The sequence below is a fragment of the Sphingobium sp. FG125 genome (genome assembly GCF_057809795.1).
Window position 1 is genome coordinate 171,921 of record NZ_JBMDKQ010000005.1, and the last position, 26,108, is coordinate 198,028.

Annotated in this window: 30 protein-coding genes and 1 tRNA gene; 20 read left to right on the forward strand and 11 right to left on the reverse strand. The window is 64.5% G+C overall.

What is annotated here, in order from left to right; genetic code table 11:
• From ACODSR_RS06775 to ACODSR_RS06830, 12 genes are all read left to right on the forward strand, one after another.
• On the forward strand, positions 1–405 hold the full coding sequence (locus ACODSR_RS06775; protein ID WP_093019482.1) for a CopG family transcriptional regulator: 405 nt from the start codon (positions 1–3) through the stop codon (positions 403–405).
• On the forward strand, positions 405–1,421 hold the full coding sequence (gene trbB / locus ACODSR_RS06780; RefSeq protein WP_489075022.1) for a P-type conjugative transfer ATPase TrbB: 1,017 nt from the start codon (positions 405–407) through the stop codon (positions 1,419–1,421). Before ACODSR_RS06775 ends, trbB begins: the two co-directional genes overlap by 1 nt.
• Position 1,422: 1 nt before the next feature.
• Positions 1,423–1,758, forward strand: coding sequence for a TrbC/VirB2 family type IV secretion system protein (locus ACODSR_RS06785; protein WP_062731517.1), 336 nt, complete (start codon positions 1,423–1,425; stop codon positions 1,756–1,758).
• A complete protein-coding gene (locus ACODSR_RS06790) occupies positions 1,755–2,030 on the forward strand; it encodes a VirB3 family type IV secretion system protein (protein ID WP_489074908.1) in 276 nt (91 codons plus the stop codon). The genes ACODSR_RS06785 and ACODSR_RS06790 overlap by 4 nt, the downstream gene beginning before the upstream one ends.
• Complete coding sequence (gene trbE, locus ACODSR_RS06795) at positions 2,024–4,462, forward strand: conjugal transfer protein TrbE (protein ID WP_489074910.1); 2,439 nt, start codon at positions 2,024–2,026, stop codon at positions 4,460–4,462. The genes ACODSR_RS06790 and trbE overlap by 7 nt, the downstream gene beginning before the upstream one ends.
• 6 nt (positions 4,463–4,468) lie before the next feature.
• The gene (gene trbJ / locus ACODSR_RS06800) at positions 4,469–5,215 is read left to right on the forward strand and encodes a P-type conjugative transfer protein TrbJ (RefSeq protein ID WP_489074912.1); all 747 of its coding nucleotides are present in this window, start codon (positions 4,469–4,471) and stop codon (positions 5,213–5,215) included.
• 111 nt (positions 5,216–5,326) lie between these two features.
• Positions 5,327–6,631, forward strand: a complete 1,305-nt coding sequence (gene trbL, locus ACODSR_RS06805) for a P-type conjugative transfer protein TrbL (RefSeq protein WP_489074914.1) — start codon at positions 5,327–5,329, stop codon at positions 6,629–6,631.
• 3 nt (positions 6,632–6,634) lie between these two features.
• Positions 6,635–7,435: a conjugal transfer protein TrbF gene (gene trbF / locus ACODSR_RS06810; protein WP_489074916.1), complete on the forward strand. Its 801-nt coding sequence runs from the start codon at positions 6,635–6,637 to the stop codon at positions 7,433–7,435.
• A complete protein-coding gene (gene trbG / locus ACODSR_RS06815) occupies positions 7,432–8,289 on the forward strand; it encodes a P-type conjugative transfer protein TrbG (protein ID WP_489074918.1) in 858 nt (285 codons plus the stop codon). Before trbF ends, trbG begins: the two co-directional genes overlap by 4 nt.
• Positions 8,286–9,521, forward strand: a complete 1,236-nt coding sequence (locus ACODSR_RS06820) for a TraB/TrbI/VirB10 family type IV secretion system protein (protein ID WP_489074920.1) — start codon at positions 8,286–8,288, stop codon at positions 9,519–9,521. The genes trbG and ACODSR_RS06820 overlap by 4 nt, the downstream gene beginning before the upstream one ends.
• Position 9,522: 1 nt before the next feature.
• Positions 9,523–9,738 carry a DUF2274 domain-containing protein gene (locus tag ACODSR_RS06825; protein ID WP_062731525.1) on the forward strand — a complete coding sequence of 72 codons (216 nt, stop codon included), beginning with the start codon at positions 9,523–9,525 and terminating at the stop codon, positions 9,736–9,738.
• Between the two features lie 6 nt (positions 9,739–9,744).
• Complete coding sequence (locus tag ACODSR_RS06830) at positions 9,745–9,942, forward strand: helix-turn-helix domain-containing protein (RefSeq protein ID WP_489075024.1); 198 nt, start codon at positions 9,745–9,747, stop codon at positions 9,940–9,942.
• On the opposite strand, the gene ACODSR_RS06835 is transcribed toward ACODSR_RS06830, so the two are convergent.
• Both ACODSR_RS06835 and ACODSR_RS06840 read right to left on the reverse strand, forming a co-directional pair.
• The gene (locus ACODSR_RS06835) at positions 9,939–11,174 is read right to left on the reverse strand and encodes a tyrosine-type recombinase/integrase (protein ID WP_489074922.1); all 1,236 of its coding nucleotides are present in this window, start codon (positions 11,172–11,174) and stop codon (positions 9,939–9,941) included. The two genes, ACODSR_RS06830 and ACODSR_RS06835, sit on opposite strands and share 4 nt — an antisense overlap.
• 174 nt (positions 11,175–11,348) lie before the next feature.
• A tRNA-Leu gene (locus ACODSR_RS06840) sits at positions 11,349–11,435 on the reverse strand.
• 130 nt (positions 11,436–11,565) lie between these two features.
• Here ACODSR_RS06840 and ACODSR_RS06845 point away from each other — a divergent pair.
• Positions 11,566–12,321 (forward strand): alpha/beta fold hydrolase, encoded by a 756-nt coding sequence (locus ACODSR_RS06845; protein WP_489074924.1) that lies wholly within the window; start codon positions 11,566–11,568, stop codon positions 12,319–12,321.
• Positions 12,321–13,181 (forward strand): tetratricopeptide repeat protein, encoded by an 861-nt coding sequence (locus ACODSR_RS06850; RefSeq protein ID WP_489074926.1) that lies wholly within the window; start codon positions 12,321–12,323, stop codon positions 13,179–13,181. Before ACODSR_RS06845 ends, ACODSR_RS06850 begins: the two co-directional genes overlap by 1 nt.
• Before the next feature lie 57 nt (positions 13,182–13,238).
• Here the strand turns inward: ACODSR_RS06850 and ACODSR_RS06855 are convergent, their stop codons facing one another.
• Positions 13,239–13,946 (reverse strand): SIMPL domain-containing protein, encoded by a 708-nt coding sequence (locus ACODSR_RS06855; protein WP_489074928.1) that lies wholly within the window; start codon positions 13,944–13,946, stop codon positions 13,239–13,241.
• Between the two features lie 102 nt (positions 13,947–14,048).
• On the opposite strand from ACODSR_RS06855, the gene ACODSR_RS06860 reads away from it, so the two are divergent.
• From ACODSR_RS06860 to ACODSR_RS06870, 3 genes are all read left to right on the forward strand, one after another.
• Positions 14,049–14,483 (forward strand): VOC family protein, encoded by a 435-nt coding sequence (locus ACODSR_RS06860; protein WP_489074930.1) that lies wholly within the window; start codon positions 14,049–14,051, stop codon positions 14,481–14,483.
• 5 nt (positions 14,484–14,488) lie between these two features.
• Entirely contained in the window at positions 14,489–15,211 is a 723-nt protein-coding gene (gloB, locus tag ACODSR_RS06865; protein ID WP_489075026.1) for a hydroxyacylglutathione hydrolase, read from the forward strand.
• Positions 15,212–15,396: 185 nt separating this feature from the next.
• Positions 15,397–15,798 carry a hypothetical protein gene (locus tag ACODSR_RS06870; RefSeq protein ID WP_489074932.1) on the forward strand — a complete coding sequence of 134 codons (402 nt, stop codon included), beginning with the start codon at positions 15,397–15,399 and terminating at the stop codon, positions 15,796–15,798.
• 10 nt (positions 15,799–15,808) lie between these two features.
• Here the strand turns inward: ACODSR_RS06870 and bla are convergent, their stop codons facing one another.
• The 5 genes from bla to ruvA form a co-directional block, all read right to left on the reverse strand.
• A complete protein-coding gene (gene bla, locus ACODSR_RS06875; protein ID WP_489074934.1) occupies positions 15,809–16,708 on the reverse strand; it encodes a subclass B3 metallo-beta-lactamase in 900 nt (299 codons plus the stop codon).
• A gap of 7 nt (positions 16,709–16,715) precedes the next feature.
• Positions 16,716–18,458: an AMP-dependent synthetase/ligase gene (locus tag ACODSR_RS06880; RefSeq protein WP_489075028.1), complete on the reverse strand. Its 1,743-nt coding sequence runs from the start codon at positions 18,456–18,458 to the stop codon at positions 16,716–16,718.
• 126 nt (positions 18,459–18,584) lie between these two features.
• The gene (ruvB, locus tag ACODSR_RS06885; protein ID WP_489074936.1) at positions 18,585–19,604 is read right to left on the reverse strand and encodes a Holliday junction branch migration DNA helicase RuvB; all 1,020 of its coding nucleotides are present in this window, start codon (positions 19,602–19,604) and stop codon (positions 18,585–18,587) included.
• A 28-nt stretch (positions 19,605–19,632) separates the two neighbouring features.
• Positions 19,633–19,959 carry a GIY-YIG nuclease family protein gene (locus ACODSR_RS06890; RefSeq protein WP_489074938.1) on the reverse strand — a complete coding sequence of 109 codons (327 nt, stop codon included), beginning with the start codon at positions 19,957–19,959 and terminating at the stop codon, positions 19,633–19,635.
• 72 nt (positions 19,960–20,031) lie between these two features.
• Positions 20,032–20,640 carry a Holliday junction branch migration protein RuvA gene (gene ruvA / locus ACODSR_RS06895; RefSeq protein ID WP_489074940.1) on the reverse strand — a complete coding sequence of 203 codons (609 nt, stop codon included), beginning with the start codon at positions 20,638–20,640 and terminating at the stop codon, positions 20,032–20,034.
• A gap of 127 nt (positions 20,641–20,767) precedes the next feature.
• Between ruvA and ACODSR_RS06900 the strand changes: the two genes are divergently transcribed.
• Both ACODSR_RS06900 and ACODSR_RS06905 read left to right on the forward strand, forming a co-directional pair.
• Positions 20,768–21,343, forward strand: coding sequence for a peptidase S14 (locus ACODSR_RS06900; protein WP_489075030.1), 576 nt, complete (start codon positions 20,768–20,770; stop codon positions 21,341–21,343).
• 7 nt (positions 21,344–21,350) lie between these two features.
• Positions 21,351–22,001 carry a DUF1345 domain-containing protein gene (locus ACODSR_RS06905; RefSeq protein WP_489074942.1) on the forward strand — a complete coding sequence of 217 codons (651 nt, stop codon included), beginning with the start codon at positions 21,351–21,353 and terminating at the stop codon, positions 21,999–22,001.
• Positions 22,002–22,005: 4 nt separating this feature from the next.
• Here the strand turns inward: ACODSR_RS06905 and ACODSR_RS06910 are convergent, their stop codons facing one another.
• The gene (locus tag ACODSR_RS06910; RefSeq protein WP_489074944.1) at positions 22,006–22,323 is read right to left on the reverse strand and encodes a hypothetical protein; all 318 of its coding nucleotides are present in this window, start codon (positions 22,321–22,323) and stop codon (positions 22,006–22,008) included.
• A gap of 151 nt (positions 22,324–22,474) precedes the next feature.
• On the opposite strand from ACODSR_RS06910, the gene ACODSR_RS06915 reads away from it, so the two are divergent.
• Positions 22,475–23,776: a methyltransferase family protein gene (locus ACODSR_RS06915; RefSeq protein ID WP_489074946.1), complete on the forward strand. Its 1,302-nt coding sequence runs from the start codon at positions 22,475–22,477 to the stop codon at positions 23,774–23,776.
• A gap of 74 nt (positions 23,777–23,850) precedes the next feature.
• On the opposite strand, the gene ACODSR_RS06920 is transcribed toward ACODSR_RS06915, so the two are convergent.
• Both ACODSR_RS06920 and ACODSR_RS06925 read right to left on the reverse strand, forming a co-directional pair.
• A complete protein-coding gene (locus tag ACODSR_RS06920) occupies positions 23,851–25,224 on the reverse strand; it encodes a glutamate--cysteine ligase (RefSeq protein WP_489074948.1) in 1,374 nt (457 codons plus the stop codon).
• Positions 25,225–25,324: 100 nt separating this feature from the next.
• A complete protein-coding gene (locus ACODSR_RS06925; protein WP_489074950.1) occupies positions 25,325–26,071 on the reverse strand; it encodes a 16S rRNA (uracil(1498)-N(3))-methyltransferase in 747 nt (248 codons plus the stop codon).
• Positions 26,072–26,108: the final 37 nt, after the last annotated feature.

A 26,108-nucleotide genomic window follows, 5' to 3' on the forward strand; every position in this document is an offset into this window, starting at 1 on the left:
ATGAAGATCCGCCAGAACCTCTATATCGACCGCGAACTCAGCGACGCGCTGGAGGCGCTCGCCGCCGGTCCGCGCGGCAACAAGAGCCACCTCGTCAACGACGCACTGAAGGACTGGCTGGCGCGCCGGGGAACCAAGGAAGTCGACGACCTCCTGAAGGTTCGCCTCGACCGGCTGACACGCGAACTCGCCGGCGCGCGACGCGACATCGACGTGCTGCTCGAAAGCCTGTCGCTGTTCGTCCGCTACCAGTTGATGGTGACGGCGCCATTGCCCGAAGCCGATACCGCGGCCCGCGCCATCGGGCGTGACCGGTTCGAGGCGTTCGTCTCCCAGGTCGGTCGCCAGATAGCGGGCGGCAAGCGCACACTGGCACCCGTCGAATCCGACGGAGGCGCATCATGATGTCCGCCCAGACGACAAGCGTCTCCGCGGAACGCCGCCGTGCCATGCTGCGCACCGCAATGGGACCGGCGATTGCCGCCGCGCTCTCCGACAGCCGTGTGATCGAGATCATGGTCAATCCCGACGGCGCGCTGCGGGTCGACATTCTCGGCGAAGGCCGCGTCGATACCGACGTGAAGCTCGATCCGGCCCAAGTCGAGCGGATCATCCGGCTGGTGGCATCCCATGTCCGATCCGAAGTCCATGGCGAGAAGCCCATCGTGTCGGCCGAACTGCCGCCGCTTGGTTCTGGCGCCGGGGAGCGGTTCGAGGGAATCCTGCCGCCCGTTTCGACCGCCCCGTGCTTTTCGATCCGCAAACCTGCGGCCCGCATCTACACGCTGACGGACTATGTGACCGACGGCATCATGTCGGCGGAGGCCGCGCGCCTTCTGGGTCAAGCCGTCGTCGATCGCCGCAACATCCTTGTCGCCGGCGGGACCAGCTCGGGCAAGACGACGCTTGCCAACGCGCTGCTCGCCGAAATGGCGCATCTCGACGAACGGGTGATCCTGATCGAGGATACCCGCGAGCTGCAATCGCCGGCGCGCGACACGGTCGCGCTCAGGACCCGGCCAAGCTCATCTGACAACAACACCGCCGTCACCATGGGCGATCTCGTGCGCTCGACGCTGCGCCTTCGACCCGATCGCATCATCGTCGGCGAAGTACGCGGCGGCGAGGCATTGGACATGCTCAAGGCCTGGAACACCGGCCATCCCGGCGGAATCGCGACCGTCCATGCGAACAGCGCCGCTTCCGCGCTCTACCGGATCGAGCAGCTCATCCAGGAAGCCGTGGTCATCGTGCCGCGCCACCTGGTTGCCGAGGCGATCAACATAATCGTCTTCATCGCCGGCCGCGGCACCGCGCGGCGGATCGAGACGATCGCATGCGTCGCGGGCCTCGACCCCGATGGCGGCTACGCCGTCGTCGATCTCTTCCCAGACCCCAACCACGACTTTGAAGGAGACTGACATGACCATCGTTCGTATTTCCAACCGCGACCGCTTCTTTCTCACCGGGCTGGTGCTCGGCCTGTCTATCACCATGACCAGCCGCGTCTATGCCAGCGGCGCGGGTATGCCGTGGGAAGAACCACTCCAGCAGGTACTGGAGTCGGTCCAAGGACCAGTCGCAAAGATCGTCGCGGTTCTGATCATCATTTCCACGGGGCTCGCTCTCGCATTCGGCGAGACGTCCGGCGGCTTCCGCAAGCTCATCCAGATCGTCTTCGGCCTGTCGATTGCGTTCGCGGCGTCGAGCTTCTTCCTGTCCTTCTTCAGCTTCGGCGGCGGGGCGCTCGTCGCGTGAGCCGCATCGACAACGGTCATGTTGCTGGATTCGAGGCGCCCATCCACGCCAGCCTGGGGCAAGCCATCCTGCTGGGTGGCGCGCCTCGGGGTATCGCGATCGTCAACGGCACGATCGCCGCCGCGGTAGGGCTTGGCCTGCAGCAATGGCTGGTCGGGATCGGCATCTGGGCGATTGGCCACAGTATCGCCGTGTTCGCGGCCCGTCGCGACCCGGACTTCGTGCCGGTGCTGCTCCGCCATCTGCGCCAGAAGGGATATCTGGCATGCTGAACCTCGCGGAATATCGGTCGCGCGCCGACCGGCTCGCCGATCATCTGCCCTGGGCCGCGCTGGTCGCACCCGGCGTCATCCTCAACAAGGACGGCAGCTTCATGCGGTCCTTCGCCTTTCGCGGTCCTGATCTCGAAAGCGCGACCGAAGCGGAACTGGTGTCGGCCTGCGCACGGGCGAACAATGTGCTGAAGCGCCTAGGATCGGGCTGGGCTTTGTTCTTCGAGGCCGAGCGGCGGGATGCGCTGGGTTATCCGAACGGCGCCTTTCCCGACGCAGCGCCCTGGCTGGTCGAGCAGGAGCGGCGTGCCGGGTTCGAAGCCGAGGGCCAGCATTTCGAGAGTGTCTATCACGGCACGCTGACATGGCTGCCGCCCGCCGACAGCAGCGACGCGGCGGGACGGACACTGGTCGAGCGGCCCGACGACGCGAAGGGCCGGGACTGGCGCGCCAGCCTTGCCGGTTTCATCGCCGAGAGTGATCGCGTGCTCGATCTCCTGTCGGGATTCATGCCCGAGGTGCGCCCCTTAAGCGACGCCGAGACGCTGACCTATCTCCACAATACTGTTTCCAGCCGCCGTCACCCGGTCGCCATACCGGAGACACCGATCTATCTTGATGCGCTGCTCGCCGATACGCCGCTGGTCGGCGGGCTCGAGCCGAAGCTTGGCGACCGCCATCTGCGCACGCTGACCGTGCTCGGTTTCCCGAACCTCAGCCGGCCCGGCATCCTCGACGCGCTCAACCACCAGGATTTCGGATATCGCTGGGTCACGCGCTTTATCGCGCTCGACAAGACTGACGCGACCAAGACGCTGACCAAGATCAGGCGGCAATGGTTCAACAAGCGCAAGTCGATCACCGCGCTGCTGCGCGAGGTGATGTACAACCAGCCGGTCCAGCTTCTCGACACCGACGCCGACAACAAGGTGGTCGATGCCGATCTTGCGCTGCAGGCGCTCGGCGGCGATCATGTCGCCTTCGGCTACCTGACCACGACGATCACGGTGTCGGACGCCGATCGCGCCCGCGCCGAGGACAAGGTCCGCGCGGTCGAGCGGATCGTCAACGGCCTCGGCTTCACGGCCAAGCGCGAGGGCGTCAACGCGGTCGAGGCATGGCTGTCGTCGCTGCCCGGCCAGGCATACGCCAATGTGCGCCAGCCGCTGGTCCATACACTCAACCTCGCCCATCTCATGCCGCTTTCGTCGGTCTGGGCAGGACCGACGGAAAACCACCATCTCGGCGGGCCGCCGTTGCTCTACGCCCAGACCAGCGGATCGACCCCGTTTCGCCTCTCGACCCATGTCGGCGATGTCGGGCACATGCTCGTCGTCGGCCCGACCGGCGCGGGCAAGTCGGTGTTGCTGGCGCTTATCGCGCTCCAATTCCGGCGCTATCCTGGCTCCCAGCTCTATATCTTCGACAAGGGCTATTCGGCGCGCGCGGCTGTGCTGGCGATGGGCGGTGCGCATCATTCTCTCGGCCTCGGCACCGACAGCGGCGACACCCTGGCGTTCCAGCCGCTGCGCCGAATCGACGATGCCAGCGAACGCAACTGGGCGGCGGAATGGATCGCGGCGCTGCTGGCCCACGAGAAGGTTATGGTCACCCCCGAGGTGAAGGACGCCGTCTGGTCGGCCTTGGGCAGTCTCGCATCGGCACCCCCGGAGGAGCGCACGCTGACCGGGTTCGCCATGCTGCTCCAATCCAATGCGCTGCGCACTGCGCTCACCGCCTATACGCTCGACGGCCCCTATGGCCGACTTCTCGACGCGGCGGAACAGCATCTCGCACTCGCCGACGTCCAGTGCTTCGAGACAGAATCCTTGATGGGACAGGCCGGCGTGGTCGCCCCGGTGCTGACCTACCTGTTCCACCGGCTCGATGAGCGTTTCGACGGCCGGCCAACGCTGCTGGTACTCGACGAGGCCTGGATCTTCCTCGACCATCCGCTCTTCGCCGCGCGTATCCGCGAATGGCTGAAGACGCTGCGCAAGAAGAATGTCGCGGTGCTGTTCGCGACCCAAAGTCTCGCCGACATCGCCGACAGCAGCATTGCGCCCGCCATCATCGAAAGCTGCCCGCAGCGCATATTGCTACCCAACGACCGGGCGATCGAACCGCAGTCCCGCGCCGCCTATGAGCGGTTCGGCCTCAACGACCGGCAGATCGAGCTGGTCAGCCGCGCCACGCCCAAGCGGCATTATTATCTGCAATCCGCACGGGGCAACCGCCTGTTCGAACTCGGCCTCGGCCCGATTGCGCTCGCCCTGTGCGGCGCATCCGATCCTGTGACTCAGACGCGGATCGACGCCCTGCTGGCCGAGCATGGCCCCGAGGATTTCGCGGCCCGCTTCCTTGAAGGAAGCGGGCTCGATTGGGCCGCCAGCCTCCTCGCCGACTTTCCCGTCCCCCAAGCCAAGGAGTAAAATATCATGCGTATCCCAACCCGCAAATATCTGATCGCGACCGCACTCGGCGCCGGGGCCATCGGTTCGCTGGCCTGCGCACTGATCGTGCCGGGTGCGCCCGCCCACGCCCACCTCACCGTGTTTGATCCGAGCAACTACAGCCAGAACCTGCTCACCGCTGCGCGAACCCTTCAGCAGGTCAATAACCAGATCCGCTCGCTTCAGAACCAGGCGCAAAGCCTGATCAATCAGGCGAAGAATCTTACCACGATTGGCTTCCCCGAGCTCCAGGCGATCACCCAGACGCTTCAGCAGATCGACCAGTTGATGGGACAGGCGCAAGGCATCCAGTTCCGCGTCGCCGGTCTCGACCAGGAGTTCCGTGCATTATTTCCGCAGAGCTTCAACCAGGCGATGACCATGAACGGCCAGGTTGTAGCCGCGCGGACCCGGCTCGACACCGAGATGGCAGCCTACAGGCAGACGATGGGCGTGCAGGCGCAGGTCGTCGAGAACGTCCAGACTGACGCGCAGACCCTCAATGGCATCGTATCGCGGAGCCAGGGCGCCGAGGGCGCTTTGCAAGCGCAACAGGCGACCAACCAGCTGCTCGCACTGACCGCCAAGCAACAGTTCCAGATCCAGAACCTGATGGCGGCGCAATATCGGGCGCAGGCGGTCGAGCAGGCGCGCCGGGCGCAGGCCGAGATCGACGCCCGCGCCATGACCACCAAGTTTCTCGGTTCCGGCTCGGCCTACACCCCTCAATAGGCCCGAGCCGGCGTGCAGGCAGCGGCGAACTCGCCTCTTCGCCGCTGCCGCCGCGGGGTTCGGTCCCGCTCCCCAGATCGGACCCCGCGGCTTCATTCCCAGGATTTCCCTATGAACGACCTGAACGTCATCGACCGGTTCCTGCAGACCTTCATCCGCTACATCGACAGCGGGTTTGGGCTGCTGGGCGGCGACGTCGCCTTCCTGACAACGACCCTGATCGGCATCGACATCACGCTCGCCGGCTTGTTCTGGGCAATGGGCGGCGAACAGGACGTGATCGGGCGTTTCCTGCGCAAGATCCTCTATGTCGGCGCGTTCGCATTCATCCTGAACCGCTTCTCGACCCTGGCCGACATCATCTTCCGTTCCTTTGCGGCGGCGGGCCTGACCGCGGGCGGCGGCACGCTCTCGGCGGACGATCTCCTGAAACCCGGCCGCCTTGCTGGCACAGGTTTCTCGGCAGCCTGGCCGCTCCTCGAACAGGTGTCGAAACTGATGGGTTTCACCAGCTTCTTCGACAATTTCCTGACCATCATCGTGCTGCTGTTTGCCTGGGCGATCGTGATCATCGCCTTCTTCATACTCGCCGTGCAGATGTTCGTGTGCATCGTTGAGTTCAAGCTGACCACGCTCGCCGGCTTCGTGCTGGTGCCCTTCGCGCTCTGGAACCGGACCAGCTTCCTCGCCGAGCGCGTGCTGGGCAACGTGGTCAGTTCTGGCATCAAGGTGATGGTGCTCGCCGTCATCGTCGGTATCGGCTCGAATTTCTTCAGCGAATTTACCACCGCCCTGCAGGGCCATGAACCCGACATCGGCCAAGCCATGAGCCTCGTGCTGGCGTCGCTGACGCTGTTCGGCCTCGGCATCTTCGGTCCCGGCATCGCCTCGGGCCTTGTCGCCGGTGCCCCGCAGCTCGGCGCGGGTGCAGCGGTCGGCACGACGATCGGCGCAGCCGGTATCGTCGCGCTGGGCGGCGGTGCCGCCATGGGGGCGGCTCGCGCCGCTGGTGGCGCAACACTGGGTGCAATCCGGGCCGGCACGACGATGGGGTCGGCGGCCTCGGCCTCATATCAGCTTGGCCAGACTGCGGCCGGATCGTCGAGCGTCGGCGCCGGCATCGGCGGCATGGCGCAGGCGGCCGGCAATACCGTTCGTCAGAAAGCTTCGGCAGCGCTGGGCTTATCGGAAGCCGCCGAACGCGGCCGTAACGCCGCCTGGTCTGCCCTTAGCGGTGGGGCCAGCTCCACTGGAGCAGTTCCGGACGCCGGCAGTGACGGCGCTCCGTCCTGGGCACAATCGCTGCGTCGCCAGCAGGAGGCCCGTCACCACCGCCATGTCGCCCTTCAGACGCTGAAGGAAGGCGATCGCGGCGGTGCGTCTGCCACCCCCGACATCAAGGAAAAGGAAGATTGAGCCATGATCTTTAAGCGCGCCGTCCAGCGCTACGCACAGACACCCGAGCCGGAGACCCCCTATCAACGCGCTGGCCAGGTCTGGGACGACCGCATCGGGTCGGCCCGCGTTCAGGCCCGCAACTGGCGGCTAATGGCGTTCGGCACGCTGTCGCTGTCGACCGCCATGTCGGGTGCGCTCATCTGGCAGTCGCTGCAGAGCCGAGTCACGCCCTATGTCGTCGAGGTCGATCGCCTGGGCGAGGCTAGGGCGGTGACCGAGGCCGAAGCGGGCTATCGCCCCACCGATCCCCAGATCGCCTGGCATCTGGCGAAGTTCATCGAGAATGTGCGTGGGGTCTCGCTCGATCCAGTGCTGATGCGCCGCGACTGGCTCTCGGCCTATGACTTCACCACGACGCGGGGGAGCCAGTTCCTGGGCGACTATGCCCGCGCCGCAGACCCCTTCGCCAGGATTGGCGAGCGCACCGTGTCGGTCCAAGTGACCAGCGTCGTCCGAGCATCGGATCGTTCCTTCCAGGTCAAATGGACCGAGACGGCCTACGAGCGTGGCAGTGAGTCAGGCTCCTCCCACTGGACCGGCATCCTGACGATACTGACCAAGCCGCCGGTATCGGCCGACACGCTCCGCAAGAACCCGCTCGGCATCTACATCGACGCGATCGACTGGAGCCGCGAACTCGAGCCCGCGGCGTCAACTGCTCCCGCGCGCACCGCGCAACCGCCCCGCAACGTGCCGCTCGGTTCGCCGCTCGACCCGAACCTTGCCGCTCAACCTACCGTCAATACGGAGACCCAGCCATGACCAGAACTCTCACAACCACGCTGCTGGCGCCTTGCTTCATCCTTCTCGCCGGCAGCGCAGGGGCGAGTCCGCCGATCCGCAATGCGTCGCGCGAAGTCGCGCCGGTCGCCATCGCCAACCGCGCGGCGACGATCGAGCCGACCGCGCAGGGGTTCATCAACGCCATCCAGGTCTATCCTTTCACCGACGGCGCCATCTATCGAGTCATCACCGCACCGGAGAGGGTGACCGACATCGCGCTGCAACCGGGCGAGACGTTGGTCGCCGTGGCAAGCGGAGACACGGTGCGCTGGGTGATCGGTGATACAACCAGCGGGTCGGGCACGGAGAAGCAGACCCATATACTGGTGAAGCCATTCAGTGCCGGCCTGTCCACCAATCTCGTCATCACCACCGACCGGCGCAGCTATCATGTCGCGCTCAGCAGCGTGATGAAGACAGCTATGGCCGCGCTATCCTGGACCTATCCCCAAGATGCGCTGATCGCATTAAAGCGCGCCGCCGCAGCGACCGAGGCGGCGGCTCCGGTGGCGGCCGGGATCGAGGTGGAGCGGCTTCATTTCAACTATGCCGTCTCCGGCGATCGACCGGCTTGGCGACCATTTCGTGCTTTCGACGACGGACGGCAGACCTTCATCGAGTTCCCGGCAACGCTGGCCGTCGGCGAGGCACCACCGATTTTTCTGGTCGATGGGAAAGGCGATGTCCAGCTCGTCAATTATCGCGTGAAAGGCCGCTTCTATGTCGTCGATCGTATCTTCGACGTCGCCGAGCTTCGCCTCGGCACGAAGCGCCAGCAGATCGTCCGCATCAGCCGGGTGGCGGACGGCGCGTCCAAGCGGAGGGGGTCATGACCGTCGAGGCGGCAGCGCCAACGGCACCCGAGGCCCCCGCCACATCGAGCAAGGTGGACCCGGAAACGCTGGCGCTTCGCGCCCAGCCGGCGCGGGCGATCCGCTTCAAGCGCGGAGCCGTCGTGGCGATCGCGGCGCTTGGTTCGGTCAGCCTGATCGCGACAGCCTGGGTCGCGCTGCGGCCGTCCGCGCTGCACCTCGCTGGACAATCCAACGACCAGACGGTCGCGGCGAAGGCGCCGACCGATACATTGAGCCGCTTGCCAGGCAGCTATGGCGACGTGCCCAAACTCGGGCCGCCCCTACCGGGCGATCTCGGCAGACCTATCCTCAATCATCAGCGTGCGATGGGCATGGAGCCTGCGAGCGGCGAAGCCGGTCGCGCCGACCAGACCGCCGAAACCGAACGGGATCGACGGGCTGCGGAGTTGAGGGCGGCGCGGGAATCTGGATTACTGGTGCAATCTGGCATTCGCAACGATCCGACCCGCGTCGCTGATGCGACACTATCTTCTCCCCCGGCAGCGGCAGCGGCCACGGAGCAGGCGCGGCTCGCGATCGATCCTGATCGCGATCCCAATGCCCAGCAGCGCAAGGCCGACTTCGTTGCGGCGCGCGACGCTGGCGGCGATGTCAATGAGAATCGGCTGAGTCCGCCGGCGTCGCCGGACATGCTGTCCGCTGGCAGCGTCATCGCGGCGAGCCTGATTACGGGACTCAGGTCCGACCTCCCCGGCCTTGTCACCGCCCAGGTAACCGAGCGGGTCTTCGACAGCGCGACGGGCAGCATTCTTCTCATTCCGCAGGGCGCGCGGCTGATCGGCAGCTACGACAGCGTGGTCGCTTTTGGGCAGAAGCGCGCGCTGGTGGTGTGGCAGCGGATCATCCTGCCGGACGGCAGTTCGATCCGGCTCGACAACGTGCCCGCGACGGACCCTTCAGGCTATGCCGGACTTGCCGACAAGGTCGATCTCCACACCTGGACGCTGCTCAAGGGCGTCGCGATTTCGACATTACTGGGCGTGGGGGCGAACGTCACTTTCTCGGGAGAGAGCGATCTCGTCCAGGCGATCAGGGAATCGACCCAGCAAAATGTGTCCCGCGCCGGAGACCAGATCACATCCCGCAACCTGCAAATCCAACCGACCATAACGGTCCGGCCCGGCGCGGCCGTTCGGCTGGTTGTGCACAAGGATCTCATTCTCGCACCCTGGCAAGAGAAGGAGCGCTGAAATGACCGACCTCAAATTACCCCAGCTTCCCGATCGCAATCCGGTCAAGCTCAGCATTGCTGTCATGCCGGATCTCCATCAGGCCTTGATCGACTATGCCGCGCTCTACGCGACGACCTATGGTCGTGACGAGCCGGTTGCCGAGCTGATCCCTGCCATGCTCGCTGCCTTCCTCGAAAGTGACAGGAGCTTTGCGCGAAACAGGACGAAACGGTGATCTATGATGCACAGTAACGCTCCCCAAGGCGGGGCCGTCCTCATAGAGCCTCTGACGGTCCGCATCTCTACGGCGGTCCAGCTCACCGGTATCAGCCGTTCACGTCTTTATGAGCTGATTCAGTCCGGTGATCTGGAAACCGTCAAGGTAGGGCGATCCACGCTGATCCCATATAAAAGCCTGAGGGCCCTGACCGGCGTCTAGCCTGGCGTGCCTCTACCTTTACCAAAGTTTGGCCGCGGGATCCTCGCGCCGTCCCGCAACTGGTCGAGATAGTCGGACCAGTGCTGCATCATGCGGACGCGTTCATCCCAGTATTCACCGCGAGTGTAAGCACGGCGCACCATTGAGCTGTCCAGGTGGGCGAGCTGCTTCTCGATGGCGTCCGGGTTCCAGATGCCCATCTCGTTGAGCAGGGTCGCAGCCATCGCCCGAAAACCGTGCGCCGTCATTTCTTCCTGGCTGTAGCCCAGTCGACGCAGCGCCGCGTTGATTGTGTTTTCCGACATGCACAGGCGTGGTGACCGGAACGACGGGAAAAGATACCTTCCATCGCCCGTCAGCGGACGGAGTTCCTCCAGTAGCGCCAGCGTCTGTTGCGACAGCGAAACACGGTGCGGACGGCGCATTTTCATCTTTTCCGCCGGGAGCGACCAAATGGCGGCCTGCATATCTATTTCCTCCCACTCTGCCTTGCGCAACTCGCCCGGCCGGACGAACAGGTGGGGTGACAGCCGCAGAGCGATCGCGGTGATTTCGTGACCTGTGTAACCGTCGATTGCGCGCATGAGCGCGCCAGCCTCCTTGGGCGTCGTGATCGCGGCGAGATGCCGGACCTTCGGAGTGATGAGCGCGCCACGCAGGTCGGCCGCGACATCGCGATCCGCCCGAGCGGTCGCGATCGCATAGCGAAAAACCCGACTGAGCACGCTGCGCATCCGGCGCGCACTTTCGTAGCGGCCGGTCGCCTCCACCTTGCGTAGGACGGCCAGGACTTCCTGCGGCGATATCTTTGAGACAGGGAAGCTGCCGATCATGGGATAGGCCATGCCGAGCAGCCAGCGAATCTTGTCGAGCGTGATCGGCGCGCGCCCCTCCCGCTCATTCTTCGCCACCCATTCTTCGGCGATCGTCCTGAATGTGTTGTCTGCGGCCACCTTGCGCGCGAGTGTGTCGCTCCGCTTCTCGGCGGCGGGGTCGAGCCCGGCGGCGATCTGCTCCCTTGCTGCGGCGCACTGCTGGCGCGCCATAGCTATCCCTACCTCGGGCCAGGCACCGAAATAGAGCGTCTTCTGTCGACCGAGGTACCGGTAGTTCATGCGCCAGAGTTTCGTGCCGTTCGTCTGGACGGCGAGATACAGCCCATCGGCGTCGGCCAGTTTATAGGCCTTGTCCCGGGGTTTGGCATTGGTGATCTGGATATGATTCAGTGCCATGATGGTGCCAACTCCAAAGGGGCTCTCCGGCACCATCAAAAACACCATCAAACTGATGGTGCTGTCGATGGATTCGGGTGGATGAGCCCGGATTTCATTTGGCGATTTTCACTGAAAAAATGCTGTTAAACCAGCCGCTTGCTGGACCTTCCCGGACGTCGCCGGAAAGGTCTCTGGTGCCCAGAAGAGGACTCGAACCTCCACGACCTTGCGATCGCCAGCACCTGAAGCTGGTGCGTCTACCAATTCCGCCATCTGGGCACGGGGTAGGAGCGCGCAACTAGCCGCTGACCTTGGGGCTGTCAACGCAGGAAAGCGGATAATTTTTGTGGTTCGGGCAAAAAGCCGGGTTATGGGCGATGAAGCACTTTGCCCAACAGGATGCCCTGCCATGACCCATACCGATTTCGTGCCGCCCGCCCTGTTTGGCCGCCCTGACGGGTTGCGTCTGGCCTATCGGCAGCGGAGCGGGGTGGGGCCGACGATTGTTTTTCTGCCGGGCTATATGTCCGACATGGAGGGGGGCAAGGCAATCGCGCTGGATGCTTGGGCGGCGGAGAGCGGGCGGGCGATGCTGCGGATGGACTATGCCGGGTGCGGGGCGAGCGAGGGGCGCTTTGTGGATGGCACGCTGGCCAGTTGGCGGGACGATGTGCTGCTGCTGATCGACGCACTGGTCGAGGGGCCGGTGGTGCTGGTGGGATCATCGATGGGTGGCTGGCTGGCGCTGCTGGTGGCGCTGGCGCGACCGGAGCGAGTCATGGGGCTGGTCGGGATCGCGGCGGCGCCGGATTTCACCGACTGGGGCTTTACCGACGCGGACAAGGCGCTGCTGATGACCGAGGGGCGGATCGAGGAGCCGACGCCCTATGGCGACCAGCCCTATGTGACGACGCGGGGTTTCTGGGAATCGGGGCAGGCGCTGCGGCTGCTCGATGGGCCGATTGCGATCGACTGCCCGGTGCGGTTGCTTCACGGGCAGCGGGACGATGATGTGCCGTGGGAGACGGCGCTGCGGACTGCGGCGCTGCTGCGTTCATCCGATGTGCAGACGCTGCTGGTTAAGGACGGCGACCACCGCCTTTCCCGCGACGGCGACATCGCCCTGCTGATCCGCACCGTCGCCAGCCTGCTGGATAGTCTCTGATGCCCCTTTTTCTGCCACTCTTGCTATTCGCCCAAAGCTATGACCCGGAGATTGAGGCGGTGATGAACCGCAGTCGCAAGGAGAAGCAGGAAGCGGCGGCTGCGGCGGTCGCGGCACCCAGGGCAACGGCGGCGCGGGAGGATGGGCGGATTCCGGTCCCGGCCAAATTTGCCGCGCCTTTTCAGGCCTGTCTGGATCAGGCGGTCGAATCGCCCGATGCGGCGGTGGCCTTTGCACAAAAGTGGCGGATCGACGGTGGCAGCTTCTACGCGCGCCATTGCATGGGCTTTGCCTATGCGCGGGCGGAGCGTTGGGCGCCCGCGATCGTCGCGTTCGAGCAGGCCGCCGAGGAGGCCGAGCGCAGCGCCGAGATGGCGCAGAGCGCAAGGCTGTGGGCGCAGGCGGGCAATGCGGCGCTGGCGAGCGGGGACGCGGCCAAGGCGCGGCAGGATTTCGACGCGGCGCTGGCACGGGGACTGCCCGACGGCATGGAGAAGGGCGAGGTGCATCTCGATCGGGCGCGGGCGCTGGTGGCGCTGGGCGACGGGGCGGCGGCGCGGGACTCGCTGGACGTGGCGCTGGAGCAAGCGCCGAAGGACCCGCTGGGCTGGCTGCTGTCGGCGACGCTGGCGCGGCGATCGGGCGAGATGGCTCTGGCGCAGGCGCATATTGCCCGCGCGGTGCAACTGTCGCCCGATGATGCCTCGGTGGCGCTGGAGGAGGGCAATATCGCCGTCCTGACCGATCATGCAGATGTGGCGCGATCGGCCTGGCAGCGGGCGGTCAGGCTGGCGCCGACGACAGCAGCGGGGAAGGCGGCGGCGGACAATCTGTCGCGATTGCCCGCCGCTGGCGGATAAAAGCCGACACTGAGCCGGACATATGTGGCTGTTTTTATCGAATTATATAAGTCATTGTTATTTAAGGTAAAAATCAACAGTCGTGACGACACGGACCTTTTTATAGGGGGTGTCGCTCGATCCGTCGCCGCCTTCGCCGTCGCGAGCCTCGATCGAGAAATAGCCCTGGGTCGCGCTTTTGATGCTGCCGACGCTGATGCCGCTGTCCTGCGCGAATTGCTCGGCGGCGTTGCGGGCGTCCTTGGTCGCGGCGGCGACCATGGGCGGCTTGAGGTCATTCAGCTTGGTAAAGCTGTAGCGCATCCCCGACCCTTCCTGGAGCGTCACACCGCGACGGACCAGGTCGAACTGTTGCGCGACGGCGCGCTGGGCGCGGGCGATGTCGGTGGTGCGCAGCAGCATCCGCTGGGTGATGGTGATATTGTTGACGCCATTGTTGAGATATTGGTTCACCCCTGCGCCGACCGGGGTGAGCGCGTCGGCCTTGAAGCCGAGGCTGGCGAAATAGGCTTTCAACTCGCGGGTGTTATTGTCGATTTCGGTGCGGACCGAGGGCAGGTCGAAGCCGGTTGCCGAATAGCTGATCGACCAGGTGGCCAGGTCCGCCGTCACGTCCTTTTCAGCGAGGCCGCGGACGGTGACCGATCGGTCCGCCGCCCTGGCGCGCTTCAGCCCGTCGCCCAGCAGATAGCCGCCGCTCATGACGCCGATCGCCAGCAGCGCGGCGCTACTCAGTAAAACCTTGTCCCGCAATTCCAATGCCATAATGCTTTCCTCTTCCTTCGGGGGATGCGCGACCTTATCTATAGGGCAGCCTTGCACGTCCTGAGATGAACCGTTGCTTTATGGCGACGAATGGAGTGACCCTTGCCCAAATATCTGCATAGCATGGTCCGTGTGGCCGACGTGGACAAAAGCATCGCCTTTTTCGACCTGCTGGGGCTGAAAGAGGTCAAAAGGTTCGACAGTCAGCAGGGGCGTTTCACTTTGGTCTATCTCGCCGCGCCGGGGGATGAGGAGGCGCAGGTCGAGTTGACCTACAACTGGCCGCCGACCGATGGCAGTCCGGCGGAAAGCTATGATGGCGGGCGCAATTTCGGCCATCTCGCCTATCGGGTCGAGAATATCTACGAGACCTGCCAGCGCTTCCTGGACGCGGGCGTGACGATCAACCGGCCACCGCGCGACGGGCATATGGCGTTCGTGCGCACGCCGGACGGCATTTCGATCGAACTGCTGCAGGACGGGCGGCTGGACCCGGCCGAACCCTGGGTGTCGATGCCCAATATCGGCAGTTGGTGAGCGCGATGCTGGAGGTGGTGCGCATCCCCGTGCTGAACGACAATTATGTCTGGCTGATGCATGACGCGGCGCGTGGCGAGACGGTGGTGATCGATCCTGCCGTCGCCGAACCGGTGCTGGCGGCTGCGGCAGAGCGGGGCTGGACCATCGGGCAGATCTGGAACACCCACTGGCATGGCGATCATGTCGGCGGCAATGCGGCGATAAAGGCCGCAACGGGTTGCGTGATTACCGGTCCGGCGGCGGAGGCGGCAAAGATCGGCACGCTCGACCGGACGGTGGGCGAGGGCGACAGCGTGCGGATCGGCGATCATGTCGCGACCGTGATGGAAGTTCCAGCCCATACCGCCGGGCATATCGCCTATCATCTGGCCGACGACGCCATCCTCTTTGTCGGCGATACGCTGTTTGCGATGGGCTGCGGACGGTTGTTCGAGGGGACGGCGGCGCAGATGTTCGCCAATTTGGGCCGGCTGGGTGCGTTGCCGGACGATACGGTGGTCTATTGCGCGCACGAATATACGCTCTCCAACGGGCGGTTCGCGCTGGGGGTGGAGCCGGATAATGAGGCGCTGGCCGCGCGGGTGGCGGCGGTCGAGGCAGCGCGGGCGCGTGGCGAGGCGACGGTGCCGACGACGATCGGGCAGGAGCGGGCGACCAATATCTTCATGCGGGCACGGGATGTGGATCAACTGGCGGCGCGGCGTGCGGCGAAGGATGCGGCCTGACGGGATTTGCGCTACGATGCCGTGTTATATCAATATGCGATGATTGTGACTCATTTACTCGGCGGGGAAGGGGAGCGAGGCGAAGCTGAGCGTCCACGCTGGCCGTAGCACACCCCCACCCAACCTCCCCCCAAGGGGGAGGAGCCTTATGGGTCACTTAATCGGTGAGGAAATGGAGAGCCGTGATGCGTGCCTGGATATGCCTGACGCCCCTTTTGCTGGTCGCCTGCACCGGCAGCTACACGCCCACGCCCCTGACCGACAAGCAGGTCGCGACGCTGGACAAGGCGCTGGCGGGTAAGGTTGCGGGCGAGAAGGTCAGTTGCATCAACCGGGAGCCGCAGACCAATTTGACGGTGATCAGCAATAATGTGCTGCTCTACCGGGTCAGCAGGCGGCTGATCTACAAGAATGAGCTGATCGGCAGTTGCAACGGCCTGACCTCCGGCGACACGATGATCACCCGCAGTTTCGGGTCGCAGCTGTGCCGGGGCGACATCGCCACCAGCGCCAACCTGGTGACGGGGATGACGACTGGCAGCTGCGCGCTGGGGGATTTCATACCCTATCGCGCGCCGGGGAAATAGGCCGCCGCCTTTATCGACGTTTTACGGAAGCCGACTCGCGAGCCAGTCTCTGGTCGAGAGTCTTGCGCGCGGTGGCGGCGTAGGTGGCGCAGGCCTTGCTGTCGATCAACGGGGCTTTTCCGGCGAGGCGATCGTAGAGATTGCTGGAAGCGGGATGCGGGGTGATGAGCAGGTCGCAGCGCAGGGCCGCGACCTTGGCGATGGTGGCGCGCAGGCGTGCGACATAGGCGGGGTGATCGGCAAAGCGATAGGCGTCCGCTGATACTGCGCTCAGACTGTCGGCATAGACTATCCTGCGGCAGCTTTTGCCAGCGCAGGCGGTCCAGGACCAGCTTGTGCCCCCCGGCGAATGGCCCGGCGTCAGATGAGCGGTCAGGCGGAGCGACCCCAGCGCGATGGTCTCGCCATCCTTGACGATGCGACCCACGCGCGCGCCGGCGAAGTCGGGGATGCTGCCGCGTTGCGGATCATCGCTGGCCGGGGTGCCGCTTTCCAGCATCGGTCGGGCCGCCGCCGACGCGATCAGGGTAGCGCCGGTGCGTTGCTGGATCGCGTGCAGCCCGCCGACATGATCGACATGCTCATGGGTAGTGAGCAGATAGCGGACGTCTGTGGGGCGGAGACCGAGGCGTTCGATGTTCGCGATGATCGAGGGGACGGCCTGCGCGGTGGCCGCGTCGATCAATATATGACCCTTCGGCCCAGTGATGAGCAGCACGGTGATGCCGCAACTGCCGATATCATAGACATTGGCGAAGATGCGGATCGGCGGGGCGGGATCGCTCCAGCCATCCTTGCCCGCGCATTGGCGCTGATGCTCGGCGATGCTGGCCGGACCCGCTGCGGGCGCGGCGTGCAAAGGCGCGCTGGCGATGATCGCCGCCGATATTGCCATGGGACGCAGCGCCATTACTTCCTCACCCCTTATACAGCGCGTCCATTCGCTCCGCATAGCGTTTGCGGATCACATGGCGGCGGATCTTCATCGACGGGGTCATTTCCTCATTGTCGATGGTGAAGGGTTCGTCGGCCATGATGAAGCGGCGGACCCGTTCGATCACCGACAGGTCGGCATTGACCCGGTCCACCGCCGCACGCAGCGCCGCCATATAGGCCGGGTTTGCGGGGGCATCTGCGGGCGCGACGCCATTGGCCTGCGCCCATTCGCGGGTCCAATCCGCGTCCGGCACGATCAGGCCGACCAGATAGGGACGGCGGTCGCCATGGACCATGGCCTGGCCGATTTCGTTCTGGAGCGTCAGCATCCCCTCGACCTTTTGCGGGGAGACATTGTCGCCCTTGTCATTGACGATCAGGTCTTTCTTGCGATCGGTGATGCGGATGCGGCCGTGCGCATCAAATTCGCCAATGTCGCCGGTATGGAGCCAGCCGTCTTTCAGCACTTTTTCGGTTTCGGCAGGGTTGCGCCAGTAGCCGTGCATGACCAGTTCGCCACGGACCAATATTTCGCCATCCTCGGCGATTTTCACCTCCACCCCTTTGAGCGGCGGGCCGACCGTGTCCATGGCGATCCCGGCGCGGGGGCGGTTGCAGCTGACCACCGGTCCCGCCTCGGTCTGGCCATAGCCCTGAAGCAGGGTGAGGCCCATCGCGTCGAAGAACAGGCCGACATCGGGGTTGAGGGGCGCGCCGCCGGAGACGAGCGCCTTGAGCCTGCCGCCGAAGCGGGCGCGGATCTTGGGGATGAGCGTGCGGGCGAGGACGGCCTTCAGGGGCCTGTCGAGGATCGAGGCTTTGCCCTGCTGCTCCTTCGCGCCGATGCGCAGCGCCTGCGCCATCAGCCAGGTCGGGAATTTGCCCTGCTTCTCGATCGACTTGATGATGCGGGCGCGCAGCACTTCGAACAGGCGCGGGACGACGACCATGATGGTCGGGCGGGTTTCCTCGATATTGCTGGCGAGTTTTTCCAACCCTTCCGCATAATAGATTTGCCCGCCCAGCAGCATCGGCAGGAATTGCCCGCCGCTATGTTCATAGGCGTGGGAGAGGGGGAGGAAGGAGAGGAAGCTTTCCTCGCCCCAGCCGAAATCCTCCGCGACGATCGTGCCAGCCCCCTCGGCATTGAGCAGGATCGCGCCATGATGCTGCATCACCCCGCGCGGCGCGCCGCCGGTGCCGCTGGTGTAGATGATGCAGGCCTGGTCATTGCGGGTCGCGGTCTGGGCGGCGGCGCAGGTGGCGATGCTTGTCGGGTGAGCAGCGATCAGATCGTCCCACAGATGGCAGGTCGCCTGACCCTGCGCGCCGCGCAACGGCTCCATGCCGATGACGAAGGCGGCCTGTGAACGGACGACGGCGGGCATCAACGCCTGGGCCAGCTTGGCGGTCGAAACGATGACGGCGCGGGCGCCGCTGTCGGTCAATATATGCTGATGATCGCGGGTGGTGTTGGTGGTGTAGGTCGGCACGGTGATGCAGCCCGCCGCCATGATGGCGAGGTCGGCGATGCAAAATTCCGGGCGATTCTCGCTGACCAGCATGACCGGATCGCCGGGTTTGAGGCCCAGTGCCTTGAGCGCCGTGGAGAGGGCGGCGACCTGGGCGGCCACTTCGTTCCAGCTGAGCGCGTGCCATATGCCCTCGCTCTTGCGCCACAGGAAGGGCTTGTCGCCCTGCTCGGTTGTGCGGGCGAAGAACATGGTGACGAGGTTGGGAAATGTCTCGATGGCCCTCAAGGCTCGACTCCTGCGGTTCCGGCGCGTCTGATGCGTGCCTGATCTTGGCCATGGCTATAGCCACGCCATGCCGTAGCGGCCACGCTTTTCTTAGTCGAAAAGGCTGTCCTGTATGTCCTGCGGCGGGTTGAGGCCCAGATGCTTCCAGCCCGGCCCATTGAGGCAGCGACCGCGCGCGGTGCGGGCAATCAGGCCAAGCTGGATGAGGTAAGGCTCGATCACTTCCTCGATCGTGTCGCGCGCTTCGGAGAGGCCCGCAGCGAGGGTTTCCACGCCGACCGGGCCGCCGCGATAAATGTCGGCGATCATCATTAGATAGCGGCGGTCCATGAGGTCGAGGCCCAGCTCATCGACCTCCAGCCGGCGGAGCGAGGCGTCGGCGACCTTTGCGTCCACGGCGGGGACGCCCGCGACATTGGCGAAATCTCGCACCCGGCGCAGCAGTCGCCCGGCGATGCGCGGGGTGCCGCGCGACCGGCGGGCAATCTCCATCGCGCCGTCGGGGGTGATGGCAAGGTCCAGCAGGCGGGCGGCGCGGCGCACGACCAGTTCCAGCTCGGCGACGGTGTAAAATTGCAACCGCACCGGGATGCCGAACCGATCGCGCAAGGGTGTGGTGAGTAAGCCCTGCCGCGTGGTCGCGCCAACCAGCGTGAAGGGTGGCAGGTCGATGCGGACGGAGCGGGCGGACGGGCCTTCGCCGATCATCAGGTCGAGCGCGCGGTCCTCCATCGCGGGGTAGAGCACTTCCTCGACCGCAGGGTTGAGGCGATGGATTTCGTCCACGAACAGGACGTCGCCCTCATCCAGATTGGTGAGCAAGGCGGCCAGATCGCCCGACTTGGCGATGACCGGGCCGGACGTGGCGCGAAAACCCACGCCCATTTCCTTGGCAACGATCTGCGCCAGCGTGGTCTTGCCAAGGCCCGGCGGGCCGAAGAAAAGGACATGGTCGAGTGCTTCGCCGCGTTGTTTCGCGGCTTCGATGAACACGCGCAGGTTCCCGCGCGCGGCTTCCTGCCCGATAAATTCATCGAGCGACTTGGGACGCAGCGCGGCATCGACATCCTCGATGCGGCGGGCGGGGGTTAGGAGGCGGTCGTCGGTCATGGGCAAAACCCGTCATGCTGAACTTGTTTCAGCATCCATCGTGCCTGACTTGCGGATGGATCGGCGGCAGACCGAGATTGACTGCCAGATCGACCCATTGCGGATTTTCCGACTCGATGAGATTGATTTTCCACGGACGATGCCAGCGCTTGAGCTGCTTCTCGCGCAGGATGGCCTGCTCCATCGTATCGCACGCCTCGAAGCGAACGAGGCGATGGACGCCATATTGGCTGGTGAAGCCGGGGATTGCCTCTGTCCGATGTTGTATCAGCCGACCGATCAGGTTGGACGTCACGCCGATGTAGAGCGTGCCGTAGGGCTGGCTGGCGAGGATATAGACGCATGGTTGCTTCATCGACACCGCCCTTCGGCTTGTGCGGCGCAATGGATGCTGAAACAAGTTCAGCATGACGGGTGGAGGCGCACATCACTTCGCCGCCTTCCGCAGCGCCAGTCGCACCAGCGCGTCGAGGCTGGCGTGGTCGCCCAGTTCCGCTTCGGCGGCGGCGACGGCGGTGCTGGCTTCATGGGGTTTGAAGCCGAGATTTTGCAGGGCCGAGAGTGCGTCGGAGGCGAAGCTGCCGGTGGGGAGGATGGCGATGCCGCCTGCGCCGACCGGGCCGCCCGCGGGTGCGGTGCCGATCTTCTCCTTCAGTTCATTGACGATGCGCTGGGCGAGTTTCGGGCCGACCCCATTCGCCCGCGCGATCATCGCCTTGTCCCCCATGGCGACAGCGCGGTGGAGTTCGAGCGGTTCGAGCGCGGACAATATTGCCAGCGCCACGCGCGATCCTACGCCCTGGACATGGGTGAGCAGCCGATACCAGTCGCGTTCCTCCGCGCGGGCGAAGCCGACGAGGCGGATCGAGTCCGCCGCGACCAGCATTTCGGTGTGGATCGTTACCGCTTCGCCGATCGTCCCCAGCGCCGCCAGCGTGCGCGACGACGCACCGACAAGATAGCCCACGCCCCCCACATCGATGATGGCATGGTCCGTGCCGGTGCTGTCGAGCCGTCCTTTAAGTTTTGCGATCATGTCCGCTGCCCCATGGTCATGATCTGTTCTTTACAGGCTCTCGCGCGCGGCGCCAGCGCAAAAGCGCGGCACCTTTTGCGCGCCCGTGCGTAGTGCAGCGCGAAACCGCAATTTTAGGGACGTGATGATGCTGATGACCGCGCCAATGCTTGGCCCCAGAGATTTTGAATATCCATCGATCATGCTGTCGGGCGTGGTCGACCATGGCATGTATCTGCATTTCAAGAATTGCCTGGCCAATGCGCCGCAACAGGGGCAGGTGGTGGTGGAGATTTCCACGCTGGGCGGCGACCCGGAGATTGCGCGGCTGATGGGAGAGGATATCCGCTTCCATTCCGACCTCTATCCTGAGCGGCGGCTGGTGTTTCTGGGGCGAACGGCGGTCTATTCGGCGGGCGCGACCTTTATGAGCTTTTTCGCGACCGAAAATCGCTATGTGACTCGCGGCACCCGGATCATGATCCATGAGCGGCTGATCACGAAAAATATCCAGCTGGCCGGGCCGCTATCGACCTGCATCGCGACATTGAAGGCGACGCTGAACGAGATACAATCGTCGATCGCGATCCAGAATGAGGGGTTCCAGAATCTGATCCTGGAGTCTGACATTGCTATGGAGGAGCTGCTCGAAAAAGCGCCGGAAAACTGGTATCTGGAGGCCAATGAGGCGCAGGCGCGCGGATTGATCGCTGCCGTGCTATGATGAGGGCATGAGCCGCACCGGTCCCCGCCAACCGATCTTTCCCTGGCGCTATGGCATGTTCCTGGCGCTGCTGGCGACGGCAGCGCCGCTGGCGCTGTGGCTGCGCTGGCATGAGGCGGTGATGGCGGGATTCGACATTGCGGCACTGGCCTTCATGGCGTCGGTCGTGCCGTTGATCCGGTCAGATGCCGCCGCGATGCGGGCCAAGGCGAAGGCCAATGACGCCAATCGCGAACTGATGCTGTTGCTGACCGCGATCGTCAGCCTGGTCATATTGGTCGCAGTCGGTGTGGCGGTGAGTCAGCATGGCGGGCCTAAGACGGCGGTGGTCGCGCTGCTGCTGGTGACTTTGCTGATTGCCTGGACCTTTTCCAACCTGATCTACGCGATGCATTATGCCCATATCTTCTACCGGGCGGACAGGTCCCGGCCGGATGGGGGCGGCGGCGATTGCGGCGGGCTGGATTTCCCGGACACAAAGGAGCCGGGCTATTGGGATTTCCTCTATTTCGCCTTCACGCTGGGGATGACGTTCCAGACGTCGGACGTATCGGTCACCGACAGTGAGGTGCGGCGCACCGTGCTGTTCCAGAGCCTCGCCGCTTTCCTGTTCAATCTTGGCATATTGGCCTTCACGATCAACGTGCTGGGCGGCTGAGGCATCAGGCAGCGGTGTCGATGGGGCCGCGACCTTGCGACTGGCGCTGTTTGCGGCTGCGAGGCGTGGGATCGTCTATATTCATGTGGCGGACGGTCCGCCACCATTCGGGCAATATGGGCTTGAGCAGCGAGAGGCTGCCGCTGCGGGGCGTGGCGTACCAGTCGCCGCCGACGCGCTGAAAACGCCAGACCGGATCGCAGTTGAGCGGGACGCGCTCAAAGCCGGGCTGGGCGTCGGGGCTGGCAGGGTTTGGGATTTCCTTCAACTGGGCAGGGATGTTGCGGACGCTGCCATCGGGAAATCGCACCGCAATCGTCATCTCCTGTCTCCATTGTCGAATGTTATGGAGGAGGTAACGCACTGAGATAAAAAGGGTTCATGGCCTTGCTGCAGGTTAAGGTGATTCCTGTTGGTGCGGCTTGGCGACGTCTTTCACCGCTTGCTTACCCTTTTGCGCTAGAGCGAGGATCATGCGCGATTCTGCCGATCCCTGCCCCCCATCCGCCGTCAGCCATGGCGTGGGCATCGCTGGCCTTGTCGGCCTTGGCCTGTGGACGCTCGTGGCGCGCCATTATGGCATGGACGGTCCGAATGCCGGGTTGGCCGCCGTGGTCGCCTGCGGCCTGCCGATGGTGCTGTGGTCGCTGGTGGTGGACAAGGTGCATCGCAACGCATCGACGGGGATCGACTGGCGTGGCCCGGCGCGCACCGTGCGCGACGTGCTGGACATCAGCATCGTCAAGATTGCCGGGCTGTGGGCTACCTGGCTGGCCATTGCGGTTTTTTACTGCGTCGCGCGCTGGTATTGGAGCGGCAATTATCGATTTTCGATGGACCTGTTCACCGCCGTCGCGCCGTGGCTGCTGGGCCTGTCCATCCCCTATATCCTCTGGATAGACCGGCGGCTGGTGAATCCGAAGGATGCGTCCTACCATTTTGGCCAATGGGTGATTGGCGGCGCGGCGGGCGCGCCCGACATGGCACAGGTCGCGCACCACGCCCGCACCTGGAGCGTGAAGGGCTTTTTCCTGGCCTTCATGGTCTCGATCGTGCCGGGCAATTTCGCCAGCGTGGTCAACTGGCGGATAGAGGAGGCCTTTGCCAATCCGGTGGCGCTGGCCGGTTTCCTGATCGCGGTCATGTTCATGATCGATGTCTGTCTGGCGACGGTCGGCTATATATTGACCTTCAAGCCGCTGGATTCGCATATCCGCACCGCCAACCCCTATCTGGCGGGCTGGGTCGCGGCCCTGATCTGCTATCCGCCCTTCGTGCTGATGGGCGGCGGCGGGCCGCTCGATTATCATGCGGGCGGGGCGGAATGGGACTATTGGACGCAGGGGTCAGGGGTGCTGCAATGGCTGCTGGGCGGGTGGCTGGTGCTGCTGACCGGCATTTACGCCTGGGCGACGGTGGCGTTCGGCCTGCGCTTTTCCAACCTGACCCATCGCGGGATTTTGACGCACGGGCCGTATCGCTGGACCCGGCATCCGGCCTATCTGGCGAAAAATCTGTTCTGGTGGTTTTCCGCGCTGCCGTTCCTGAGCGTGAGCGGGTCGATGGCGGACATGGTGCGCAATTGCGCGATGCTAGCGCTGACCAACGCGGTTTATTATTGGCGCGCGCGGACCGAGGAACAGCATCTGTCCGCCGACCCGGACTATCGCGCCTATAGCGACTGGATGGAGCGCAATGCGCCCGTCCCACGCTTCTTTGCGTGGGTGACGGGACGCAAGCGTCCAGTTGCCGCAGTGATTCAGGCGGCGGAGTAAATTAATCACAGGGTGCGTCCAGAGGTGCGCCCCCACCCCAACCCCTCCCCTGAAGGGGAGGGGCTAATTCACAGTCAGAAGCTCTCTTCGGCATAGACTTTGCTGACGTCGCCGCCCCATTCGCCATGATAGCGATCAAGCAGCCGTTCGGCATGGGTCTTGCCGGACGAGACGACATCTTCCAGATCGGACAGATAGCCGGTTTCATTGTCGCCAGCCGCGTTGAGGCGACCGCGTGCCGCAAGGCCTGAACGGGCGATGTCCAGTGCAGGGCGGGCGATGTCGCGCAGGGTGCGGCCCTTGCCGATCGGCGCGTCGAGGCCGAGTTTGGGCACGGAATCGCGCAAGATCTGCCGATCCTCCATGCTCCAGTCCTTGACCAGATCCCAGGCGGCATCGAGCGCGCCCTGATCATAGAGCAGGCCGACCCACAGAGCGGGCAGGGCGCAGATGCGGCCCCATGGCCCGCCGTCCGACCCGCGCATTTCGAGGAAACTTTTGAGCCGGACTTCGGGGAAGGCGGTGGAGAGATGATCCTCCCAATCCTTCTCGGTCGGCTTTTCGCCGGGCAGGACGGAGAGTTTGCCGTTCAGGAAATCGCGGAACGACAGGCCGGAAGCGTCGATATATTTGCCGTCGCGATAGACGAAATACATCGGCACATCGAGGGCGTAGTCGGCGTAACGCTCATAGCCAAAGCCGTCCTCGAACACGAAGGGCAACATGCCGGTGCGTTTGGGGTCGGTATCCGACCAGATATGGCTGCGGTAGGACAGGAAGCCGTTGGGCTTGCCTTCGGTGAAGGGCGAATTGGCGAACAATGCGGTGCCAAGCGGTTGCAGAGCGAGAGAGACGCGGAACTTCTGGGCCATGTCGGCTTCGCTGCCATAGTCCAGATTGGTCTGGATGGTGCAGGTGCGCAGCATCATGTCCAGCCCCATGGAGCCGACGCGCGGCATGTGCCGCAGCATGATCTCGTACCGGCCCTTGGGCATGATCGGCAGGTCGGCGCGGGTCTTGTCGGGCCACATGCCAAGGCCGAGGAAGCCCAGCCCCAGCATGTCGCCGACATATTTGACCTGTTCCAGATGGCGGCCGGTTTCGGCGCAGGTCTGGTGGATATTGTCGAGCGGCGCGCCGGACAGTTCCAGCTGGCCCGCCGGTTCCAGGCTGATCGTGCCATCGGTGCCGGACAGGGCGATGATATTTTCGCCCTCAAACACCGGGTTCCAGCCATAGCGGGTCAGGCCGATCAGCAGTGTGTGGATGCCGCCCTTTTCCTCATAGGACGGCGCGTGATGATCCTTGCGGCTATAGACGAATTTTTCATGTTCCGTGCCGATGCGCCAGCGATCCTTGGGTTTTTCGCCCTTGGCAAAGGCCGCAATCAGCTGGTCGCGGCTTTCGATGACGGGGTCTTCACCCGCTGAGTCGGTTCTGGTGCTCATGCCCCGCCCTTAATACTTCCCCTCTGCCCGTCAAACAGTAGCGGGCGATCAGCAGATAGGGCTTGTCTATAATCGGTTCAATCCAATAGCGAAATGAAACTCAGTGCCAGTCGCCGTTGAGCGTCATCCAGGCCGCCGTCGCGGCGATGGCGGCGGTTTCGGCGCGCAGGATACGGGGACCGAGCGAGACCGGCACGGCGCGCGGATGGGCGCGGATCGTTTCGCGTTCGACAGGGTCGAATCCGCCCTCCGGCCCGATCAGGAACGCGGCGGGGCCGGGGTGGGCGGCAAAAGCCGTGGTCAGCGGCGCACCGCCGGTTTCGTCGGCGAAAAACAGGTGGCGCTCCTGCGGCCAGTCTTTCAGCAGCGCGTCGAGTTTCACCATCGCGGCCAGTTCCGGCAGGGCGGTGCGGCCGCATTGTTCGGCGGCCTCGACCAGATGGGCGTGCAGCCGGTCCAGATTCAGCTTGTCCACCACGGCGCGGCGGGTGAGCACCGGCTGGAGCTTCGCCACCCCCAGTTCGCACGCCTTTTCCGCGATCAGGTCGATGCGGCCTTTTTTGATCGGGGCGCAGCAGAGCCAGAAATCGGGGATAGCTTCGGGCGGCCTGGTCTGGCTGATACAATCGAGCATCAGGTCGCGCTTGCGAATGTCGCGGGCGCGGGCGGCCCATTCGCCGGACCGACCGTCGAACAGCAGGATGATATCGTCAGGCTTCACCCGCATGACGCTGATCAGATAATGGGCCGGATTGCCATCGACCGGCACCGACACGCCGTCCCCCAACTGGGTTTCGACATGGAGGCGCGGCGCGCTTTGCGGTGGCCAGGCGGGGGTTGCGGTCATGATGCGCTTTCCGTTCGACGAAACTTGCCCGGAGGCT

Bases quoted from the DNA above. Each gene is read 5' to 3' on its own strand.
- ACODSR_RS06775 (WP_093019482.1), top strand. From the start codon at position 1: ATGAAGATCCGCCAGAACCTCTATATCGACCGCGAACTCAGCGACGCG.
- trbB (WP_489075022.1), top strand. From the start codon at position 405: ATGTCCGCCCAGACGACAAGCGTCTCCGCGGAACGCCGCCGTGCCATG.
- ACODSR_RS06785 (WP_062731517.1), top strand. From the start codon at position 1,423: ATGACCATCGTTCGTATTTCCAACCGCGACCGCTTCTTTCTCACCGGG.
- trbE (WP_489074910.1), top strand. From the start codon at position 2,024: ATGCTGAACCTCGCGGAATATCGGTCGCGCGCCGACCGGCTCGCCGAT.
- trbJ (WP_489074912.1), top strand. From the start codon at position 4,469: ATGCGTATCCCAACCCGCAAATATCTGATCGCGACCGCACTCGGCGCC.
- trbL (WP_489074914.1), top strand. From the start codon at position 5,327: ATGAACGACCTGAACGTCATCGACCGGTTCCTGCAGACCTTCATCCGC.
- trbF (WP_489074916.1), top strand. From the start codon at position 6,635: ATGATCTTTAAGCGCGCCGTCCAGCGCTACGCACAGACACCCGAGCCG.
- trbG (WP_489074918.1), top strand. From the start codon at position 7,432: ATGACCAGAACTCTCACAACCACGCTGCTGGCGCCTTGCTTCATCCTT.
- ACODSR_RS06820 (WP_489074920.1), top strand. From the start codon at position 8,286: ATGACCGTCGAGGCGGCAGCGCCAACGGCACCCGAGGCCCCCGCCACA.
- ACODSR_RS06825 (WP_062731525.1), top strand. From the start codon at position 9,523: ATGACCGACCTCAAATTACCCCAGCTTCCCGATCGCAATCCGGTCAAG.
- ACODSR_RS06830 (WP_489075024.1), top strand. From the start codon at position 9,745: ATGCACAGTAACGCTCCCCAAGGCGGGGCCGTCCTCATAGAGCCTCTG.
- ACODSR_RS06835 (WP_489074922.1), bottom strand. From the start codon at position 11,174: ATGGCACTGAATCATATCCAGATCACCAATGCCAAACCCCGGGACAAG.
- ACODSR_RS06845 (WP_489074924.1), top strand. From the start codon at position 11,566: ATGACCCATACCGATTTCGTGCCGCCCGCCCTGTTTGGCCGCCCTGAC.
- ACODSR_RS06850 (WP_489074926.1), top strand. From the start codon at position 12,321: ATGCCCCTTTTTCTGCCACTCTTGCTATTCGCCCAAAGCTATGACCCG.
- ACODSR_RS06855 (WP_489074928.1), bottom strand. From the start codon at position 13,946: ATGGCATTGGAATTGCGGGACAAGGTTTTACTGAGTAGCGCCGCGCTG.
- gloB (WP_489075026.1), top strand. From the start codon at position 14,489: ATGCTGGAGGTGGTGCGCATCCCCGTGCTGAACGACAATTATGTCTGG.
- ACODSR_RS06870 (WP_489074932.1), top strand. From the start codon at position 15,397: ATGCGTGCCTGGATATGCCTGACGCCCCTTTTGCTGGTCGCCTGCACC.
- bla (WP_489074934.1), bottom strand. From the start codon at position 16,708: ATGGCGCTGCGTCCCATGGCAATATCGGCGGCGATCATCGCCAGCGCG.
- ACODSR_RS06880 (WP_489075028.1), bottom strand. From the start codon at position 18,458: ATGTTCTTCGCCCGCACAACCGAGCAGGGCGACAAGCCCTTCCTGTGG.
- ruvB (WP_489074936.1), bottom strand. From the start codon at position 19,604: ATGACCGACGACCGCCTCCTAACCCCCGCCCGCCGCATCGAGGATGTC.
- ACODSR_RS06890 (WP_489074938.1), bottom strand. From the start codon at position 19,959: ATGAAGCAACCATGCGTCTATATCCTCGCCAGCCAGCCCTACGGCACG.
- ruvA (WP_489074940.1), bottom strand. From the start codon at position 20,640: ATGATCGCAAAACTTAAAGGACGGCTCGACAGCACCGGCACGGACCAT.
- ACODSR_RS06900 (WP_489075030.1), top strand. From the start codon at position 20,768: ATGCTGATGACCGCGCCAATGCTTGGCCCCAGAGATTTTGAATATCCA.
- ACODSR_RS06905 (WP_489074942.1), top strand. From the start codon at position 21,351: ATGAGCCGCACCGGTCCCCGCCAACCGATCTTTCCCTGGCGCTATGGC.
- ACODSR_RS06910 (WP_489074944.1), bottom strand. From the start codon at position 22,323: ATGACGATTGCGGTGCGATTTCCCGATGGCAGCGTCCGCAACATCCCT.
- ACODSR_RS06915 (WP_489074946.1), top strand. From the start codon at position 22,475: ATGCGCGATTCTGCCGATCCCTGCCCCCCATCCGCCGTCAGCCATGGC.
- ACODSR_RS06920 (WP_489074948.1), bottom strand. From the start codon at position 25,224: ATGAGCACCAGAACCGACTCAGCGGGTGAAGACCCCGTCATCGAAAGC.
- ACODSR_RS06925 (WP_489074950.1), bottom strand. From the start codon at position 26,071: ATGACCGCAACCCCCGCCTGGCCACCGCAAAGCGCGCCGCGCCTCCAT.